The following is an 18,856-nucleotide window of genomic DNA, read 5'->3' on the forward strand; positions in this document are numbered from 1 at the left end:
AAAACGGCAAATTGCCGTTTTTTATTGCTTCTATAAGATGTATGCTCAGATTTTATTAGACTGCTGAATGTCATACTCGCTTTTGCCAGCTTTTTAGTGTGCCACACGTTTACGTGCAGCTTTTTTACGATTTTCCTCGATGAAGGCTTCTTTCTTTTCTTCTGGTTCAATGATTGTTTTATGAACAGTGAAGATCGCACCAGCTGCAAGAGCAACTGTAGAAAGAACACCTGTTAAGAAACCTTTACCAAAACCTTTAGCCATAGTTATTTCTCCTTTACTTGTGTTATAATAGATTTTAGCGAAAAAACAAAATATTTTCAAGGAAAAAGATGAAAACTAAAGTTATTGTGGTCATTGGACCGACAGCGGTAGGAAAAACTGCCCTTGGCATAGACTTGGCCCAGTGCTACAAGGGAGAAATTATCAGCGGTGATAGCCAGCAAGTCTATCGCAAACTGGATATTGGTACGGCAAAAGCTAGTCCTGAAGAGCAGGCTGCTGCGGTTCATCACTTGATTGATGTCCGAGATGTGACCGAGGGCTATTCGGCTTATGAATTTGTAGCAGAAGCCAAGGCCTTAATTGCAGACATTACTAGTCGTGGCAAGTTGCCCCTTATCGTTGGAGGTACGGGGCTTTACATTCAGAGCCTGCTTGAAGGCTACCATCTGGGCGGGCTGGTTGACCAGGAGCAAGTTCTTGCTTATCGGGCGGAACTCGACTGCTTGTCTGACGAGGATTTGGAAACAATGGCAGAGCAGACAGGTTTGATGGTCGAGGGAAACAGTCGACGGAGAATCATTCGTGGGTTGGAGTTGAAAAAATTTGGCAAAAACTTAGAAAATACAGAGTCAGAATATGAGCCACTTTACATCTGCCTGACGGATGACAGACAGGTTCTCTACGACCGCATCAATCAGCGAGTGGATAAGATGATGGCGGCGGGCTTACTGGATGAAGTTAGCTGGCTCTACCAAGAACATCCCCAAGCCCAAGCTGCTATGGGAATTGGTTACAAGGAATTTTTCCCTTATTTTGCAGGTGAACTTTCGCTAGAAGAAGCAATTGATAAAGTCAAGCAAAATAGCCGCCGCTTTGCCAAACGTCAATTGACTTGGTTCAGAAATCGCATGCAGGTTCCCTTTTACTCAGTAGGCGAGCCAGATTACAAGTCGCAGATTTTCACCGCTGTGGAGGAATTTTTAGATGATTGAAACCCAGAAAGAACAAGAACGCGCCCTCCTGGTTGGAGTGGAACTACAGCAGACAGATAATTTTGACATGTCCATGGAGGAGTTGGCAAGCCTTGCTAAGACAGCTGGCGCTCTGGTCAAGAGAGTCTACACTCAAAAACGAGAAAAATACGACAGCAAGACCTTTGTCGGCTCAGGGAAATTAGAAGAAATTGCCCAGATGGTTGAAGCTGATGAGATTGATACCGTCATTGTTAACAATCGACTGACACCCCGCCAGAATGTCAATCTGGAGGAGATTTTAGGTGTCAAAGTCATCGACCGTATGCAGCTGATTTTGGATATTTTTGCCATGCGGGCACGGAGTCACGAGGGAAAACTGCAGGTCCACCTAGCCCAGCTCAAGTACATGTTGCCACGTTTGGTTGGACAGGGCATCATGCTCAGCCGTCAGGCAGGTGGTATCGGCTCTCGTGGACCAGGTGAAAGCCAGTTGGAGCTCAACCGTCGTAGCATCCGCAACCAGATTCACGACATCGAACGCCAACTCAAAACGGTGGAGAAAAACCGAGCGACTGTCCGTGAACGCCGCCTGCAATCAGGCGTCTTCAAAATCGGCTTGATTGGCTATACCAATGCTGGTAAATCCACTATTATGAATGCCATGACCGACAAGCGGCAGTATGAGGCGGACGAACTCTTTGCCACACTTGATGCCACGACCAAGCAGATTAACTTGGTCGACAAGTTCAACGTGACCTTGACCGATACGGTTGGTTTCATTCAGGACCTGCCGACTGAGTTGATTTCCGCCTTCAAATCCACCTTGGAAGAGTCCATGAACGTGGACCTCTTGCTCCATGTCATCGACGCCTCTGACCCCAATCACAGCGAGCAGGAGCAGGTAGTCTTGGATATTCTCAAGGACCTGGATATGCTGGACATTCCCCGTCTGGCCCTTTACAACAAGCTGGACAAGACCGACGACAGCTTTACCCCCAGTCAGTTTCCTCATGTCATGCTGTCCGCTAAGGCTGAAAATGCCAAAGGCCATATTCAGATGATGGTCTTGGCCAAGATTAAGACCATGTTTGAACGATTTGAGGTCAGAGTGCCACTTGCTGAATCTTATAAATTGCATGATTTGGCAACTCTGGCACTGATTGAAAATCGGACCTATGAAGAGGATGTGGAAGTGGTATCAGGCTATATCGCTTCCAGCAATAAATGGAAGTTGGAAGAATTTTATGACGGATTATCTTGATTTGGCAATCAAATACGGTGGCTTTACCAGTCTGGATAAGTTTTATCTGGCCAATAAATTAGCCGATTTGACCGACCAACAGAAGTTGGACTTTATTACGCCCCCACCTTCGGTGATCAACGCTTATTTTGCGGAAATCTACCAGAAACAAGGAGCAGAAGAGGCGACCGACTACTATCTCGCTCTATCTCAGCAGCTTTGCCTTTTTCCAAAAGAACCCAGCTTTGAAGAAGATAAGCCATTTGTCCGTCTCAACTTATCAGGCAAGTCTTTCGGATTTGCCTATGTGTCGGCTGACGGTCTGGCCCAGGTTTTTTCGGAGCAAGTGGAGGAAGTGACAGATAGCCTACTCTTTGAAATCGCCCAAGTCTTTCCCCACTATGTCGTCTTTGTGGAGGAGGGCAAGATTTTTATGAAAGCCAATCCCTTTGAGGAGGCCGAGTTAGAGGAAGTTGAAACAGACTACCTTTTGACTAAAGTGGAGACGACAGAAGGTTTGGTCAAGATTTCAGGTTTTAATCAGGAAGAAGTGCTGGAAGTGGCGGACGGATATACTGGTCAGTATTACTATGTCTGGTCGGGTCGCTCTGCAATTTTATATATAAAACATTAGAAAGTAAACAATGCAAATTCAATTTTTAGGTACGGGGGCTGGACAGCCCTCCAAGGCTCGAAATGTATCCAGTTTGGCCTTGAAACTCTTGGATGAAATCAATCAAGTTTGGTTATTTGACTGTGGCGAAGGAACACAAAATCAAATTTTGGAAACGACTATTCGTCCACGTAAGGTCGCAAAAATCTTTATCACTCACCTGCACGGAGACCATATTTTTGGACTGCCAGGTTTTTTGTCTAGCCGTTCTTTTCAGTCAAGTGAGGAGCAGACTGATATTGATATTTACGGTCCTGTTGGTATTCGTTCCTTTGTCTTGGCAAGTCTGAAAGTATCAGGGACACGCCTACCTTATCGCATTCATTTTCATGAGTTTGATGTGGATACGGTAGGTCAGGTCTTAGACACCGACAAATTCACGGTATTCGCTGAAAAGCTGGATCATACCATACCTTGTGTCGGCTATCGTGTTATCCAGAAAGATTTGGAAGGGACTCTGGATGCAGATGCTCTGCGCGCGGCGGGTGTACCATTTGGTCCCCTCTTTGGGCAAATAAAAAATGGTCAAAATGTAACGCTAGAAGATGGGACTGAAATTATCGCGAGTGACTATATTTCTCCTCCTCGGCCTGGTAAGGTAGTGACCATTCTTGGTGATACACGCAAGTGCTATGCTAGTGTGCGTTTGGCAGTTAATGCTGATGTATTGGTTCATGAGGCAACCTACGGCAAGGGAGATGAGCAAATCGCTCGAAAACACGGACACTCGACCAATATGGAAGCTGCTCAGGTTGCCAAGGATGCAGGTGTCAAACAGCTGCTTCTCAACCATATCAGTCCACGATTTTTATCAAAGGATATTAGTCAATTACGGAAAGATGCAAGTACTATTTTCGAGCAGGTTCATATTGTCAAGGATTTAGAGGAAATTGAGCTATGAGAACCATTCTAATCACAGGTGCCTCTGGTGGCTTGGTACAGGAAATGGTACCCTTGCTGAAGGATGATTTTTTGATTTTACTAGGTCGTGATGTCGAAAAAATTGAGCAGCTCTATGCTTACCATGAAAAAAAGGCTGTCTTTGATGTAGATATCCGAGATGAAGCAGCTCTGACGGCATTTTTTGATGAACTGGATAGTCAGTTTGGTCAGATTGATATTTTAGTCAATAATGCTGGCTATGCCATTTACGATGATTTTGAGAATTTTTCCAGCCAGCAGGTGCAGGCTATGTTTGACATTAATACCTTTGCTCTGATGACCATGTGCCGTTCAGTAGGTAAACGGATGAAGGCAAGACGGAGCGGGCAGATTATCAATATCATTTCCATGTCAGGCTTGATTGCGTCAAGCAAGTCCTCCGTTTATTCGGCGACCAAGTTTGCAGCTATGGGATTTTCCAATACCATTCGCTTGGAATTAGCCCAGTATGGTGTGACAGTTACTACGGTCAACCCAGGTCCAATCGCAACCAGCTTTTTCGACCAAGCAGATCCAGACGGAAGCTATCAAGAGAGCGTCAAGGCTTTCTTGCTGCAACCAGACTATGTTGCCAAGAAGATTGTGGCGGCTATGGGGACGAAGAAACGAGACATCAATCTGCCTTGGTCTCTAGCAGCTGCTCATAAACTCTATACACTCTTTCCAAGAATAGCAGACTACTTGGCTAGTACAGTTTTCAACTATAAGTAAGGAATCTGGCCAGTACGGTCTTTAATTTGAAATAAAGAAAAGTGAACACATAATATGACCTAGATGGATTAATGCCATTCTAGGTTTTTTTGATCTAATCGGTTGACATTTTTTGACTACAAGTGTAAACTATAATTGTAAATCGATTACAAATGTAGACAGAAATAGGAGTTATCTTATGAACCATTCAAAAGAAAATAAGCAGGAACACCAACATATGATGCATTCTGAGGAAGTTGGTCAGACCAGCCATCATTCTCATCAGCAGGAGCATCCTCATGAAGAGGGGGTTCACGCCAATCATCATTCTGACCATCACGTCCATCACGACCATCATCATGTAGGGGGCTCTGACGTCAGTCATCATTCTCATCATACTCATGATGCTCATCAGCATCACCAAGGGCATGACCATGACATGATGGAGCATGGTGGGCACATGATGCACATGGGGGATATGAATACAAAACTCAAAGTCGCAGTGGCAGTCATGATTCCCCTACTTGCCATTTCTCCAATTGCAGGTTTCACTCTTTTACGTTTTCCGGGTGTTGAACTTGTCCAGCTGATATTAGGTTCTATTATCTTCTTCTACTCAGGAACACCTTTCTTTAACGGAGCTAGAGGGGAGTTGCAAGCTAAAAAACCTGCAATGATGACCCTGATTTCCATGGGGATTATTGTTTCCTATCTTTACTCCGTTTATGCAACAATTTTAGCGCTATTGGGACAAGAAAGCATGAACTTTTGGTTTGAGTTGTCTACGCTGATTGTCATTATGCTGATTGGGCATATCATTGAGATGAAGGCGGTTATGGGAGCAGGCGATGCCCTGAAAGACTTGGCCTCTCTCATTCCGAAAAAAGCCCATCTCAAGGATGGGACAGATGTTGCGGTAGAGGACTTGCAGATTGGGGATTTCCTCTTAGTCAAGGAAAATGAAAAAATTCCGGCTGACGGTAAGATTTTGAGTGTTGCTCATATTGATGAATCCATGATTACTGGGGAATCTCGAGCTGTCAAAAAAGAGGCAGGAGATAGGGTATTCGGTGGTTCGCTCAATCAAAACACGCCCTTTGAAATGGAAGTGACCAGTCTTGGTGAGGATAGCTTTTTGGCGCAGGTGACCGAAATGGTCCGTCAAGCGCAAAACCAGAAATCCAAGCTTGAAAATATGGCTGACCGCGTAGCCTCTTGGCTCTTCTATGCAGCTTTAATTGTGGGGATTTTGGCCTTTATTTATTGGACCATGACGGCTAATCTTGCCTTTGCCTTGATGATGGCAGTTTCTGTTTTTGTCATTGCCTGTCCGCATGCCCTTGGTTTAGCCATCCCTCTTGTTGTGGCGCGTTTGACCACGATTTCTTCAAAAAATGGTCTTTTGGTTCAGAACCGAACAGCTCTTGAACAGGTTAACCAGATTCGGTTTGCCTTGATGGATAAGACCGGAACCTTGACCGACGGAAAATTTCAAGTTCGCCACAGCCAAGATTTGGTTGAGGGAGCGGATGCGCTGGCCAAAATGGCAGCATTAGAAGTTCTTTCAACCCACCCAATTGCCCTTTCGATTGTGGAGGCGGCAGGTCCACTTTTCTATCAAGCAGAACGGGTTGAGAATATCCCTGGTAGTGGGATTCGAGGTGTCTTGGATGGAAGGATTTATGAAATTATGTCCTACAAAGGTCTGCAGGAAATAGGTTTGTCAGTGGATCAGGACGTGATTGCACCTTATCTTGATTTGGGTCTAACCTTGAGTTTTTTGGTGACTGATCATGTGGTCTTGGGATTTGTAGCCTTGGGCGACCAGATAAAAGAAGATGCTAAAGATTTTGTAGCAGGCTTGAAAGCGCAGGGTATTAGTCCTGTGATGTTAACGGGTGACAATCCAGCTACCGCACAAAAAGTAGCCATTCAGTTGGGCATAGAGGATTACCGAGCTGAACTTAAACCAGAGGATAAGGCAAAACTGGTCAAGGACTATCAGGCGCGTGGGGCAGTTCTTTTCATCGGCGATGGGGTCAATGATTCGCCTGCTCTAGCGACGGCAGATTTAGGCTTTGCCATTGGCGCAGGAACTTCTGTTGCCATCCACTCTGCAGACGTGGTCTTGGTTCAATCCAATCCATCAGCAGTCTTGGATATGTTGAGCATTGCCAAGACAACCATCCGCAAAATGAGGCAAAATCTCTGGTTTGGGGCAGGATACAACATCATTGCCATTCCTTTAGCTGCTGGAATCCTTTATCCAAGCATGGGCATTATGGTGGATCCTTTATTGGCGGCCGTGCTCATGAGTCTATCGACGGTTATTGTCGCTATCAATGCTATGGGTTTACGTTACGGTAAACCGTAGAAATTTTGACAGATAATATATATAAGTAAAACACCGGTCTATGTCGGTGTTTTATGATGTAGGAGATAGGGGTGCTGTTTTCAAGTAAGAACTGCGAGAAATCTACTGCGATAATTAGTAGGATATTTGACTATAATCTGGTATAATGGGAAAAAACATCGTGAGAGTGTAGTATGAAAAAATTGTGGAAAATTATTTATAGTCGGGTTTTTATAGTTCTTGCCCTTTTATTATTGACAGTCTTTGCGATATTTTGGGTGGTTGGCTCACTAGCAGTCTATGTCCCAGCAATCTTAACGGTATTACAACTTTTTTCTATAATCGTAGCCATTTCCATCATTAACCGGCCCATGAACGCAAGTTTTAAGTTGACTTGGATTATCTTTGTCATTGGTATTCCGATTTTTGGTGCCCTCTTTTACTTTATCCTCCAGTCCAACCTGGAAACCCAACGCTATCGTCGAACTTTTAAGCGACAGGCAGCGGTTATGCGGGAGTACGGACACACCTCTGAAAAGGTCATGAAGGGCTTGGCAGGAGAGGATAAGGAGCAGCTCAAACTAGCTCACTACATGAGCGAGTATGTCGGCTATCCTCTGCATACCAATACAGATGCGGTTTATTTTCCGTCGGGGGAGGCCAAGTTTGAGGCACTCTTAGAGGAGTTGAAAAAGGCAGAGCAGTACATCTTTATGGAGTATTTCATTGTCGATTTTGGCTATATGTGGGAGTCTATCCTGACCATTCTCAAGGAAAAAGCAGAGCAGGGAGTGGAAGTGCGGTTTTTGTACGACGGCATGAATTCCCTCAGTTTGCTCCCCTATAATTACTACAAGACCCTACGTTCTTATGGTATTAAGGCCAAGGTCTTTTCGCAAATTATCCCAGCCCTGTCAACCGTTCAGAACAACCGTGACCACCGTAAAATTACTGTTATTGACGGCAAAGTTGCCTTCACAGGTGGGGTCAACATCGCAGACGAGTACATCAATCAAAAAGAACGATTTGGTTACTGGAAGGACGCAGCCATTATGGTCAAAGGCGAGGCTGTTGCCAACTTTACCAATATGTTCCTACAAATGTGGAATTTCGACGAGCGAAAGGAAAATGACGACCTCGCCTATCTCCGAGCTCATAAGGAATCCGAATCAGATACGGTTGCAGGAGAGGGGTATTTCCTAGCTTATGGTGAAAGTCCCTTTGACAATGATGAAGTAGCCAAACGAGTTTATCTGGATATGATTCAGTCTGCAACTGACTACATTTATATTATGACTCCCTATCTAGTCTTAGACGATGAGATGATTGACAATCTGACCTACGCAGCCAAGCGCGGTGTACGAGTCAAGATACTATTACCTCATATCTACGATAAGCAGTCGGCCTACTTGGTTGCTCGGACGGATTTCAGAACTTATCTGGAAGCAGGCATTGAAATTTACGAGTTCACACCAGGATTTGTGCATTCTAAGGTAGTCTTAGTCGATGACAAAAAGGCAACCGTTGGTACTGTCAATATGGACTTCCGATCCTTCTATCTCAACTTTGAATGCGGCCTCTATGTTTATAACCATAAGCAAGTTCTGGCAGACATTCACAAGGACTTTGAAGACTCCTTTGCCCAGTCTCAACGCATTACTTTACTCGGCTTTGAAAATACATATCCGTGGTACAAGCGATTAGCTGGTGCCTTGATGAATATTATTTCTCCATTGCTTTAAAAATAATCTTGCATAGTTGGAGCAGGGGTTGATTGATTAAATTCAGTCCTCCCTCTGCTCCATTTTTCTTGGAAAATGATATAATAGAAAGATAGTTTATACTCGGAAAAGTTACAGGTTACTTGTGATTTGGAGTATTAAGGAGTAAAAAACGTGATAAAACCCAATTATGACTGGCAATTATTGACCGGTTTTTCTGATGAACAATTTATCAAAATTGCTAAAAAAGAAGGAGTGGACCCGGTAGCGGCTAAGTTGCTGTATGAACGTGGCATCCATTCGGCGGAAGAATTGCATACTTTCTTACAACCAAGCTTAGAAGACCTTCACGATCCCTATTTACTACATGATATGGACAAGGCGGTAGAGCGGATTCGCCGAGCAATCGAAGATTACGAACAAATTTTGATTTATGGAGATTATGACGCAGACGGCATGACCTCGGCATCTATTCTGAAAGAAACTCTGGAGGAAATGGGGGCAGAAGTTCAAGTCTACCTGCCAAACCGTTTTACGGATGGCTATGGTCCCAATCAGTCAGTTTACAAGTATTTTATCGAGCAGCAGGGGATTTCTCTCATTGTGACGGTGGACAATGGCGTAGCGGGTCATGATGCCATTGCCTATGCCCAGGAAATGGGTGTCGATGTTGTCGTGACAGACCACCATTCCATGCAGGAAAACCTTCCCAATGCCTATGCGATTGTACATCCAGAGCATCCCGATGGAAATTATCCCTTCAAACATTTGGCGGGCTGCGGCGTGGCTTTTAAATTGGCCTGTGCTCTTCTTGAAACGGTTCATGCAGACTTGCTGGATTTGGTCGCAATTGGCACCATCGCTGATATGGTTAGCTTGACCGATGAAAATCGGGTCATGGTCAAGTACGGTCTTTCTCTTCTCAAACAGACTGAGCGAGCAGGTTTGCAAGAGTTGATAAAGATAGCTGGTATTGACATAGACAGTATTGATGAAGAAACAGTTGGTTTCCAACTTGCTCCGAGGTTGAATGCCCTTGGTCGACTCGACGATCCTAATCCAGCCATCGAATTACTGACTGGTTTTGATGACGAAGAGGCCCATCAAATTGCCCTCATGATTGACAGTAAAAATGTAGAACGCAAAGACGTCGTCCAAGCAATTTACGATGAAGCAAAAACCATGCTCCGTAAGGATAGACCTGTTCAAGTTCTGGCTAAAGAAGGTTGGAACCCAGGTGTTTTAGGGATTGTAGCAGGACGCCTACTAGAAGAATTGCAGCAACCTGTTATCGTCTTGTCTATTGAGGATGGTAAGGCAAAGGGGTCGGCTCGTTCGGTTGAAGCAGTTGACATTTTCAAGGCCCTTAAAGATCATCAGGACCTATTTATCGCCTTTGGTGGTCACGCAGGGGCGGCTGGCATGACCTTGGAAGTGGATAAGCTACCAGACTTGGCTACTACCTTGGCAGACTATATCCGTGACAATAAACTGGAAGAAGTCAGCAAGTCTAACTTGGTCTTGGACGAAGAACTGGATTTGGAGGAGTTGACCTTAGAGACGCTCAAGTCCTTTGACAAACTGGCCCCTTACGGTATGGACAATAAAAAACCGATTTTCTATGTCAAAGATGTGCAGGTTGAGTCCGCACGGACCATGGGTCAGGGAAATGCCCACCTCAAGCTTCGTTTGGTCAAAGGGGATGCTGCTTTTGATCTGGTTGCCTTTGGTCAAGGCAGTCAAGCTTTGGAATTTTCTCAGGCCAAGAAATTAGAGTTGGCTGTGACCTTATCGGTCAACCGGTGGAATGGCAATACCAGCCTCCAACTCATGCTGGTTGACGCCCGTGTAGAAGGTGTCCAGCTCTACAATATTCGTGGCAAACAGCACAATCTGCCAGAAGGAGTGCCCGTTTTGGATATGACTGACTTGTCCAATCTAGCAGGTGCGGATTCGCTTGTCTTAGCTGAGTTACCAGAAAATCTGTCAGACCTCAAACCCGTGTTCCAAAAATATGATTTTCAGGCTATTTACTTTAAGAATGACATCAAGATACCTTATTATCTAGACGGTTATGGCAGTCGGGAGCAATTTGCCAAGCTCTATAAGACCATTTATCAATTCAAGGAATTTGATGTCCGTTACAAATTGGCAGAATTGGCCAACTACTTGAAAATCAAGCAGCCGCTCTTGGTCAAAATGATTCAAATTTTCCAAGAACTTGGCTTTGTGACCATTACAGACGGGGTCATGACGGTCAATGCGGATGCTGAAAAACGGGAAATTGCGGATAGTCAGATTTACCAAGACCTGAAAAAACTGGTTATAGAACAGGAACTCATGGCTCTGGGGACAGTCCAAGAAATCTATGACTGGCTTCGCAGTCCATAGCAAGAAGGAGTAGCTAGCTGACAGTGATGATATGGTTACAGAAACAGCCAACGAATGCAGTTGAAAGTTTGGAAGAATACCTGACTAGTTTTTCCGAGAAAGAGCAAGCTGATTACAGGCTGATTTTTCAAAAACTGACAAGGCAGGGCTGGTCTGCTGAGACTATTTTGCAAGGACTCTTTGCTGCCAGCGGGCAAAGACCAGACGCAGTCATTAACTTGGACGAATCAGCCTACTTGGTGGGAGGCTCTGCCTTCTGCCAACTATGGGCCTATGCCCTGAAGAATAAGACCATATCAAGAAGGTCCTTGCTGGACTTGGTACTTGAGCGGATTGGCTTTTCGGCTGACTGGTCTGGGACTGTGGAAGAACGCCAAGATTACTTAGGGCGTTTTTCGCCAGACCTCTCTCCTGAACACTCTTTCTGGTCGGAATTTTCGGATCTGGTCAGACAGGTTTTGAAAGGGCAGGCTAATTCGGAAATTTGGCAGCTCGTGCACCCACTACGTTATCTATTTTCTATTCAGCAAGCCTACTGGATTCGAGAGTGTTTTGGTGGTGAGGGGCGGAGCGACCGCGAGGCCTTGCTGGCCTATCATTCTCAGTTAAGGACTGCTCGGATTGATTGAACTAATTCGGTCAGGCTGCACAACAAGGCCTTTGTGGTTAACAAGTACCAGGTCCGACATGAGCCGACGAATTGCAAGATCCTGGTAAATTTCCACTCGGAATTTATCCTGTCGGAAACAGGCAACTTTGTCCTGATTGGCGAGGGTGATGATAGTTTGGCAAGCCTAGCCAACGGAGCCTTTTTCAATTACGCTCGGGCCAATAATCAGGAGCATCGGGATTTAGATATAAATCCTGTTTCCCTCTATGATCCGGCCTTTCGTAAGCAGACTTTGGCTCGGAAAAACGGACGATTTCAGGCCGCGATTTATTTTGCAGGCAAGCCTCTTCGTCTCTGGTCACGGCTCTGGTATTACCATTATGCCAATCCCAGAGGAATCTATGCTAGGGAGGGCAGAAGCAAGAAATACTATGTCAAACAAGTAGGGAAGTCATTAAAGAATGAACTAATCATTAAAGAATGAACTAAAAAGTAGAAAGAATCGATGATTTTTTTACTAAACGGGTCATTTCATGATATAATGAAGGGTACGAAATTTTTATAAAGGAACAAATCATGAACTTAAAAGATTACATTGCAACCATTCCAGACTATCCAAAAGAAGGTATCGAATTCCGTGACATTAGCCCTTTGATGGCAGATGGAAATGCTTATAGCTATGCAGTACGTGAAATCGTTCAGTATGCGACAGATAAGAAAATCGATATGATTGTTGGGCCAGAGGCGCGTGGTTTCATCGTTGGCTGTCCAGTTGCCTTTGAGTTGGGAATTGGTTTTGCCCCAGTGCGTAAGCCAGGTAAATTGCCACGTGAAGTGATCTCAGCGGACTACGAAAAAGAGTACGGTGTAGATACATTGACGATGCATGCAGACGCAATCAAACCAGGACAACGTGTCTTGATTGTCGATGACTTGTTGGCGACTGGTGGTACTGTAAAAGCAACGATCGAAATGATTGAAAAGCTTGGCGGTATCGTTGCTGGCTGTGCCTTCTTGATTGAGCTAGATGATTTGAAAGGCCGTGAAGCAATCGGTGATTACGACTACAAGGTTTTGATGCACTATTAATCTAAGGTTATAGCCAAAACTTATAACTGGTCCTATTTTTATTCTAATTGAATTGCATAGCAACCTGCCTTATAATAAATATAAGAAAATTGGGAGGTTGCTTATGCCAATTAAAATTGAAAAATCATTACCAGCAGTTGAAATTTTGAGAAAAGAGAATATTTTTGTGATGGATAGTGACCGAGCTAGTCATCAGGACATTCGGCCTATCAAAATCCTTATTCTCAATCTCATGCCACAGAAGACAGTGACGGAGACTCAGTTGCTCCGTCTTTTGGCTAACACTCCTTTACAGCTAGAGGTTGAATTTCTCTACATGGCTAGTCACGAGTCCAAAAATACACACTCGGACCATTTGAAGCAGTTTTATAAGACTTTTGAGCAGGTCAGGGATAGCTATTTTGATGGGCTCATCGTGACAGGAGCACCAGTTGAAAACTTACCTTTTGAGGAAGTTGATTACTGGCAAGAACTTACTCAAGTTTTTAATTGGTCAAAAACACATGTTTATTCAACATTGCACATTTGTTGGGGTGCACAGGCAGGTTTGTATGCACGCTATGGTGTACCCAAACACAGTATGTCTCGAAAACTATCAGGCGTATATTGTCAAGAAGTGACTAATCCAACTAGCCCTCTTATGCGTGGATTTGACGATGAATTTCGTTCACCACACTCCCGTTATACGGAAGTAAGAGAAGCAGATATTGCCCATCTGAGTGGGTTGACGATTTTATCACAAGGTCCAGAAGTTGGCCTATCCATCTTAGCCAGCAAGGATTTAAGAGAAATTTATAGTTTTGGACATTTAGAGTATGATAGGGATACACTAGCTAAGGAATATCAACGTGATTGTATAGCTGGAAAAAATCCCCATTTACCGGAAAATTATTTCAAAGAAGATGACCCTACAAGCAAACCATCTCTCTCTTGGAATTTACCAGCAGCACAATTCTTTACCAACTGGGTAAATTATGCTGTCTATCAAGAAACTCCATACGACTGGCATATCTTTGAACAATCAGCCCAGTCAGCTAGTCTTTAAAGAGGAAGTATGAACTATTCACAGCAATTTCGTCAGGGACATTTGGTCCTGCCAGCAGCAATATTATTCCACTATCAAGAGCTTTTTCCGTCGGCAGATGATTTTTTGATTTGGCAGTTTTTCTTATATCAAAATTCTTCAGCTATCGAATCATTAGCGCCAAGTGAGATTGCTCAAGCTACTGGTAAAACAGTTGCTCAGGTCAATCAAGCTATTGAAAATCTCCAAGATGCTGGACTCTTAGAATTTAAGACAATCAGTATTGCTGGTGAAATTGAAATGATATTCGATGTGCTTCCTGCTTTTGAAAAATTGGATGTTCTGTTAACTCCAAAACAGGCAGTTGAGATTGTGCAACCAGAGAATGATTTGAAGGCCTTGGTGGGTGATTTTGAACGTGAATTGGGCCGCTTTTTATCACCGTTTGAAATCGAAGATTTGCAGAAGACTATTGAGGATGACAAAACTTCGATTGATTTGGTTCGTGCAGCCTTGAAAGAAGCTGTTTTTAACAACAAAACAAATTGGAAATACATCCAAGCTATTCTACGAAACTGGCGCCGTGAGGGAATTACTACAGTTGCGCAAGTAGAAGCGAAAAATGCAGAAAGAGAAATCCAGACTCCTAAGAATGTGACTGTTTCAAGTGACTTTCTTGATGCAATGGATCTCTGGAAAGAATGATATGGAAACAAAATTATCTAAAAGGCTGGAAACAGTCGCAAGTTTTGTCCCACAAGGGGCACGTCTAGTTGATGTAGGGAGTGACCATGCTTATCTCCCTCTTTTTTTGGTAGAGCAGGGGCGTATTGATTTTGCCATTGCGGGGGAAGTCGTTCAAGGCCCCTATCAGTCAGCGCTCCAGAATGTAGAGCAGGCGGGACAAACAGAAAAAATTCTAGTCCGTTTGGCAAATGGCTTAGGCGCGTTTGAGAAGTCTGACCAGATGACTGCCGTGACCATAGCAGGTATGGGAGGACGCTTGATTGCGGAAATCTTAGAAGCAGGAAAAGAAAAGCTTGCGACCATTGAACGTTTGATACTCCAGCCAAATAATCGTGAAGATGACGTGCGTCGATGGTTGGAAAAAAATGGTTTTAGATTGGTTGCTGAAAAGATTCTGGAAGAAAATGGCAAGTTATATGAAGTCCTCGTTGCAGAATCAGGACAGATGAGATTGTCAGAAGTTGAACATCGTTTTGGTCCCTATCTACTAGAGGAGGCCTCACCAGTTTTCGTCAAAAAGTGGAGAAGAGAACTTGAAAAATTAAGTTTTGCTTTGGAACAAGTTCCATCTGAACGCCAAGGTGACCGCTTTGCCATTTCCCAAAAGATCCAACAAATTCAGGAGGTAGTCCATGTTAGCTAGTCAGGTTATTGAGCGCTATCAAGCCTTTTGTCCCCCTTCTTTGGCTATGGAAGGCGATGTCAAAGGGCTGCAAATCGGTACCCTTAATAAAGAGATTCAACGTGTCATGGTGGCTCTGGATATTCGTGAGACAACGGTGGCAGAGGCGATTGATAAAAAGGTGGATTTGATTATCGTCAAGCACGCTCCGATTTTTCGTCCAATAAAGGATTTGGTGGCTGACAATCCGCAAACTAAAATGTATCTTGATTTGATTAAGCATGATATTGCAGTCTATGTTAGTCATACAGATATTGATGTGGTTGAGGGTGGTCTCAACGACTGGTTCTGTGAACTATTAGAAATTCAAGATACTACCTACTTGATTGAAACTGCCGAGGGGCAGGGGCTTGGCCGTGTGGGGACAATAGCAGAGCAGACTTTGGAAGAATTGGCTTTGAAAGTCAAGTCTGTCTTTGGTCTAGATGCTGTCCGTTTGGTGACCTATGGGCAACAAGCCAAGCAATATGTCAACCGTGTAGCCATCTGTGGAGGCAGTGGTGGGTCTTACTACCATGAGGCTCTTGCCAAGGGGGCAGATGTTTACATCACGGGCGACATTTACTACCATACTGGGCAGGACATGCTGACTCAGGGCTTGCTGGCTATTGATCCAGGCCATCATATCGAAGCATTATTTATCAAGAAAATTGCTGAATTGTTGGAAATATGGAAGGCAAAAGAAGGTTGGGATGTCGAAATCCTACCTTCAACTGTTTCAACCAATCCGTTTAGACATTTGTGATAAATTAATCAGCACTTGATTGTGGAAAGACCAAGACGACATTTAATGTAGTTTTAGGTCTTTTATTTTTTAGATATTTTCTTATTTATTTAAGTGAAAAAGCTTGAATTTTATAATAAATTAGGGTATCTTAATTCATAGGATATGCAAGATTAAATAGGATAGGATATTAGTTATGACGTGGTTTACAGAACAGTCTGTAGTTCTACAGGCTTTGCTAGGTGGTTTATTCACATGGTTTTGTACGATTGTGGGGTCTGCCGTTGTATTTTTCTTTAAGACAGTTAGTCGTCGTTTGCTAGATACCATGCTAGGCTTTGCAGCTGGTGTTATGATTGCAGCTTCTTTTTGGTCTTTATTAGCCCCATCGATTGAGTATGCTGAAAGTTCATACGGCAATCTGGCTTGGATACCAGCGGCAGTAGGTTTTGCAGCAGGTGGTATTTTTTTACGCTTGGTAGATGCCTGGGTTCCGCATTTGCATTTGGGAAATGATAAAGATAAGGCAGAAGGTGGTGGTGAGAAGGATAGGAAAAATCTATCCAAAACAGCCCTGCTCTTCTTAGCTATTACAATTCACAATATTCCTGAAGGCTTGGCTGTAGGGGTGACTTTTGGAGCCTTAGCAACTAACTATTCTCCAGCAGCCTTTGTTGGAGCCGTTGGTTTGGCCTTGGGAATTGGTCTGCAAAATATCCCAGAAGGCGCAGCTCTTTCTATTCCCATTCGGACGGACGGAAAATCCCGCAAGGAAGCATTTTTCTGGGGCTCTATGTCTGCCATAGTTGAGCCTATAGCTGCTGTGCTTGGGGCGTTTGCGGTGACCATGATGACACCAATCTTACCCTATGCTCTATCCTTTGCAGCGGGTGCCATGATTTTTGTCGTCGTAGAAGAGCTCATTCCAGAATCGCAGACAAACGGCAATACGGATATTGCAACTCTGGGCTTAATGGCTGGTTTTATCATCATGATGGTTCTCGATGTGGCCCTGGGTTAAGGCAGCACTTACAAGCCAAACCCAGACAGTTGTTTTTTCCAAAAATAAAATTTCTAAAAAAATGAGCTCTTTTATGATAAAATAAGACTATGAATTACTTAGAAATCTTAAAGGTCTTGGCCAATTCAAGTCGCCTACATATCTTACATCTATTAAAAAATCCAAGAGAACATTTCGTTCACAAGCCCCAATGTGGAGTGGATATGATAGAAGTGGGAGTCTGTTTGGAGGAGATTCAAAGAGTCTCAGGTCTCAGCCAGTCTACCACCTCCACCTATATGAACATGATGAAAAAAGTGGGCCTGGTTCAGGCAACTCGATTAGGGAAGTACACATATTTTAAACGGAATGAGGAAGTGCTGACCTCACTATCGAGCTATTTAGTAAATGATTTATAAACCAGACTTCGATCTGGTTTTTTGCTTGCAGAATAAATCGAGTTTTTTCGATTTATGCTTGTCTTTTCCAACTGAGTGTGCTAAACTATTCATATCTAAAAAATTGAATATGAGAGGTGCTCAGATGACCAAACAGTTGAGAGATACAGTAGTCTTACGCCACGGAGCTAAATTGGACAGTCGAATTGTCATGTCTCCTATGTTGACCTATTCAGGCAGCGAGGGCGGTTTTGCGACTGAGGATACATTAAAATATTATGGGTCTAGGTCCCAGGCGGCCAGTCTCCTCATCACCGAATTTCATTATGTCAGCCCAACAGGCGGTCCCAGTTCTAGACCTGGCTATCCAGAGCAGCTGGGAATCCAGGATGATGATCATCTGGACTCCATCACAGCCATTGCCCAGGCCTTGAAAAAAGATGGAAATAAGGCAATTTTGCAGATTCATCATGGTGGTCGAGAGGCCCGAGCTAGAGGAGCCAAAGGACATGAAGTATTGGCACCGAGTCAACTGGATTTCACCTTCTTGTCCTATCCTGTTCGGGAGATGACCCATGAAGAAATCGTGGAAATCATCAAGGATTTTGGAAGAGCTACAAAGAGGGCCATTGATGCAGGCTTTGATGGCGTTGAAATCCATGGTGCTAACCACTATCTGATCCAACAATTCTTCTCAGCCTTCTCCAACCATCGTCAGGATAAATGGGGTGGCAGTCTTGAGAAACGAATGACCTTTGCCCTAGAAGTGGTCAAGGAAGTGAAATCCGTCATTGCCCGCTATGCTCCCAAGGATTTTATCATCGGCTATCGTCTTTCGCCTGAGGAAATCCATGGTACCAACATTGGTTATTCCTATAAGGAATCCCTGGCCTTGGTTGCTGAGATAGCCAGGGAAGAATTGGATTATATCAGTCTTTCCATTTGGGGTGGCTTCGAGGCTGGTCCAGCAGGCCTCAATCAATCTTATGGTCAGCTTTTCAAGGAAGTGGTAGGAGACCAAACCAAAATCATCGTTGTGGGCTCTATCTTTACGGAAGAGGATGCTCAAAAAGCGGTATCTGAACACACTGATTTGATTGCGATTGGTCGAGGAACCCTTATTGACCCTCTTTTTGGTCAAAAAATAAAAGATGGAAGAGGCAAATCTATCGTATCAGAGATTTCTCCTGAGCAAGTTCCAGCCACCTCATGGACAAGTGGCTTACATGAAGCCTTTACTAGAGAGGATTCCTTAGGACTGCCAAATCTACCCGGCCAGGAATCGATTTTACATTTGCATCAAGGGATTTATGACCTAGCGGAACATTGATAAAAGAGGAGTTTCTCCTCTTTTTTTGCTGTCACGGGCCTAG

General features: G+C 44.0%; 17 protein-coding genes and 1 pseudogene. 17 read left to right on the forward strand and 1 reads right to left on the reverse strand.

Annotated features, from left to right (window positions below):
• Nucleotides 1-93 precede the first annotated feature (93 nt).
• Nucleotides 94-264 (reverse strand): DUF3042 family protein, encoded by a 171-nt coding sequence (locus F9856_RS10155; RefSeq protein ID WP_032502441.1) that lies wholly within the window; start codon nt 262-264, stop codon nt 94-96.
• 68 nt (nt 265-332) lie between these two features.
• Between F9856_RS10155 and miaA the strand changes: the two genes are divergently transcribed.
• The 17 genes and pseudogenes from miaA (at nt 333) to F9856_RS10245 (ending at nt 18,813) form a co-directional block, all read left to right on the forward strand.
• Nucleotides 333-1,217: a tRNA (adenosine(37)-N6)-dimethylallyltransferase MiaA gene (gene miaA, locus F9856_RS10160; protein WP_202106523.1), complete on the forward strand. Its 885-nt coding sequence runs from the start codon at nt 333-335 to the stop codon at nt 1,215-1,217.
• Entirely contained in the window at nt 1,210-2,460 is a 1,251-nt protein-coding gene (hflX, locus tag F9856_RS10165; protein ID WP_202106524.1) for a GTPase HflX, read from the forward strand. Before miaA ends, hflX begins: the two co-directional genes overlap by 8 nt.
• The gene (locus tag F9856_RS10170; RefSeq protein ID WP_202106525.1) at nt 2,444-3,073 is read left to right on the forward strand and encodes a cystathionine beta-lyase; all 630 of its coding nucleotides are present in this window, start codon (nt 2,444-2,446) and stop codon (nt 3,071-3,073) included. The genes hflX and F9856_RS10170 overlap by 17 nt, the downstream gene beginning before the upstream one ends.
• Before the next feature lie 10 nt (nt 3,074-3,083).
• A complete protein-coding gene (gene rnz, locus F9856_RS10175) occupies nt 3,084-4,013 on the forward strand; it encodes a ribonuclease Z (RefSeq protein ID WP_053864036.1) in 930 nt (309 codons plus the stop codon).
• On the forward strand, nt 4,010-4,765 hold the full coding sequence (locus tag F9856_RS10180) for an SDR family NAD(P)-dependent oxidoreductase (RefSeq protein WP_202106526.1): 756 nt from the start codon (nt 4,010-4,012) through the stop codon (nt 4,763-4,765). Before rnz ends, F9856_RS10180 begins: the two co-directional genes overlap by 4 nt.
• A gap of 178 nt (nt 4,766-4,943) precedes the next feature.
• Nucleotides 4,944-7,118 (forward strand): copper-translocating P-type ATPase, encoded by a 2,175-nt coding sequence (locus F9856_RS10185; RefSeq protein ID WP_202106527.1) that lies wholly within the window; start codon nt 4,944-4,946, stop codon nt 7,116-7,118.
• A gap of 173 nt (nt 7,119-7,291) precedes the next feature.
• Nucleotides 7,292-8,839, forward strand: a complete 1,548-nt coding sequence (gene cls / locus F9856_RS10190; RefSeq protein WP_044766052.1) for a cardiolipin synthase — start codon at nt 7,292-7,294, stop codon at nt 8,837-8,839.
• Between the two features lie 153 nt (nt 8,840-8,992).
• Complete coding sequence (gene recJ, locus F9856_RS10195; protein ID WP_202106528.1) at nt 8,993-11,209, forward strand: single-stranded-DNA-specific exonuclease RecJ; 2,217 nt, start codon at nt 8,993-8,995, stop codon at nt 11,207-11,209.
• Between the two features lie 26 nt (nt 11,210-11,235).
• Nucleotides 11,236-12,303: pseudogene (locus F9856_RS12240) on the forward strand (DUF3114 domain-containing protein).
• A gap of 92 nt (nt 12,304-12,395) precedes the next feature.
• Nucleotides 12,396-12,908 (forward strand): adenine phosphoribosyltransferase, encoded by a 513-nt coding sequence (locus F9856_RS10210; protein ID WP_202106530.1) that lies wholly within the window; start codon nt 12,396-12,398, stop codon nt 12,906-12,908.
• 103 nt (nt 12,909-13,011) lie between these two features.
• A complete protein-coding gene (metA, locus tag F9856_RS10215) occupies nt 13,012-13,953 on the forward strand; it encodes a homoserine O-acetyltransferase MetA (protein WP_202106531.1) in 942 nt (313 codons plus the stop codon).
• 9 nt (nt 13,954-13,962) lie between these two features.
• Complete coding sequence (locus F9856_RS10220; RefSeq protein WP_202106532.1) at nt 13,963-14,637, forward strand: DnaD domain-containing protein; 675 nt, start codon at nt 13,963-13,965, stop codon at nt 14,635-14,637.
• Nucleotide 14,638: 1 nt separating this feature from the next.
• Nucleotides 14,639-15,322 carry a tRNA (adenine(22)-N(1))-methyltransferase gene (locus F9856_RS10225; protein ID WP_002937128.1) on the forward strand — a complete coding sequence of 228 codons (684 nt, stop codon included), beginning with the start codon at nt 14,639-14,641 and terminating at the stop codon, nt 15,320-15,322.
• Nucleotides 15,312-16,106, forward strand: a complete 795-nt coding sequence (locus F9856_RS10230) for a Nif3-like dinuclear metal center hexameric protein (RefSeq protein WP_202106533.1) — start codon at nt 15,312-15,314, stop codon at nt 16,104-16,106. The genes F9856_RS10225 and F9856_RS10230 overlap by 11 nt, the downstream gene beginning before the upstream one ends.
• Before the next feature lie 175 nt (nt 16,107-16,281).
• Nucleotides 16,282-17,106, forward strand: a complete 825-nt coding sequence (locus F9856_RS10235; protein WP_002941357.1) for a ZIP family metal transporter — start codon at nt 16,282-16,284, stop codon at nt 17,104-17,106.
• 89 nt (nt 17,107-17,195) lie between these two features.
• A complete protein-coding gene (locus F9856_RS10240) occupies nt 17,196-17,504 on the forward strand; it encodes an ArsR/SmtB family transcription factor (protein WP_024379471.1) in 309 nt (102 codons plus the stop codon).
• Between the two features lie 124 nt (nt 17,505-17,628).
• Nucleotides 17,629-18,813, forward strand: coding sequence for an NADH-dependent flavin oxidoreductase (locus F9856_RS10245; RefSeq protein ID WP_202106534.1), 1,185 nt, complete (start codon nt 17,629-17,631; stop codon nt 18,811-18,813).
• The last annotated feature ends 43 nt before the right edge of the window (nt 18,814-18,856 follow it).

The sequence above is a fragment of the Streptococcus suis genome (assembly GCF_016743335.1).
In the GTDB taxonomy this organism is placed as follows: domain Bacteria; phylum Bacillota; class Bacilli; order Lactobacillales; family Streptococcaceae; genus Streptococcus; species Streptococcus suis_Y.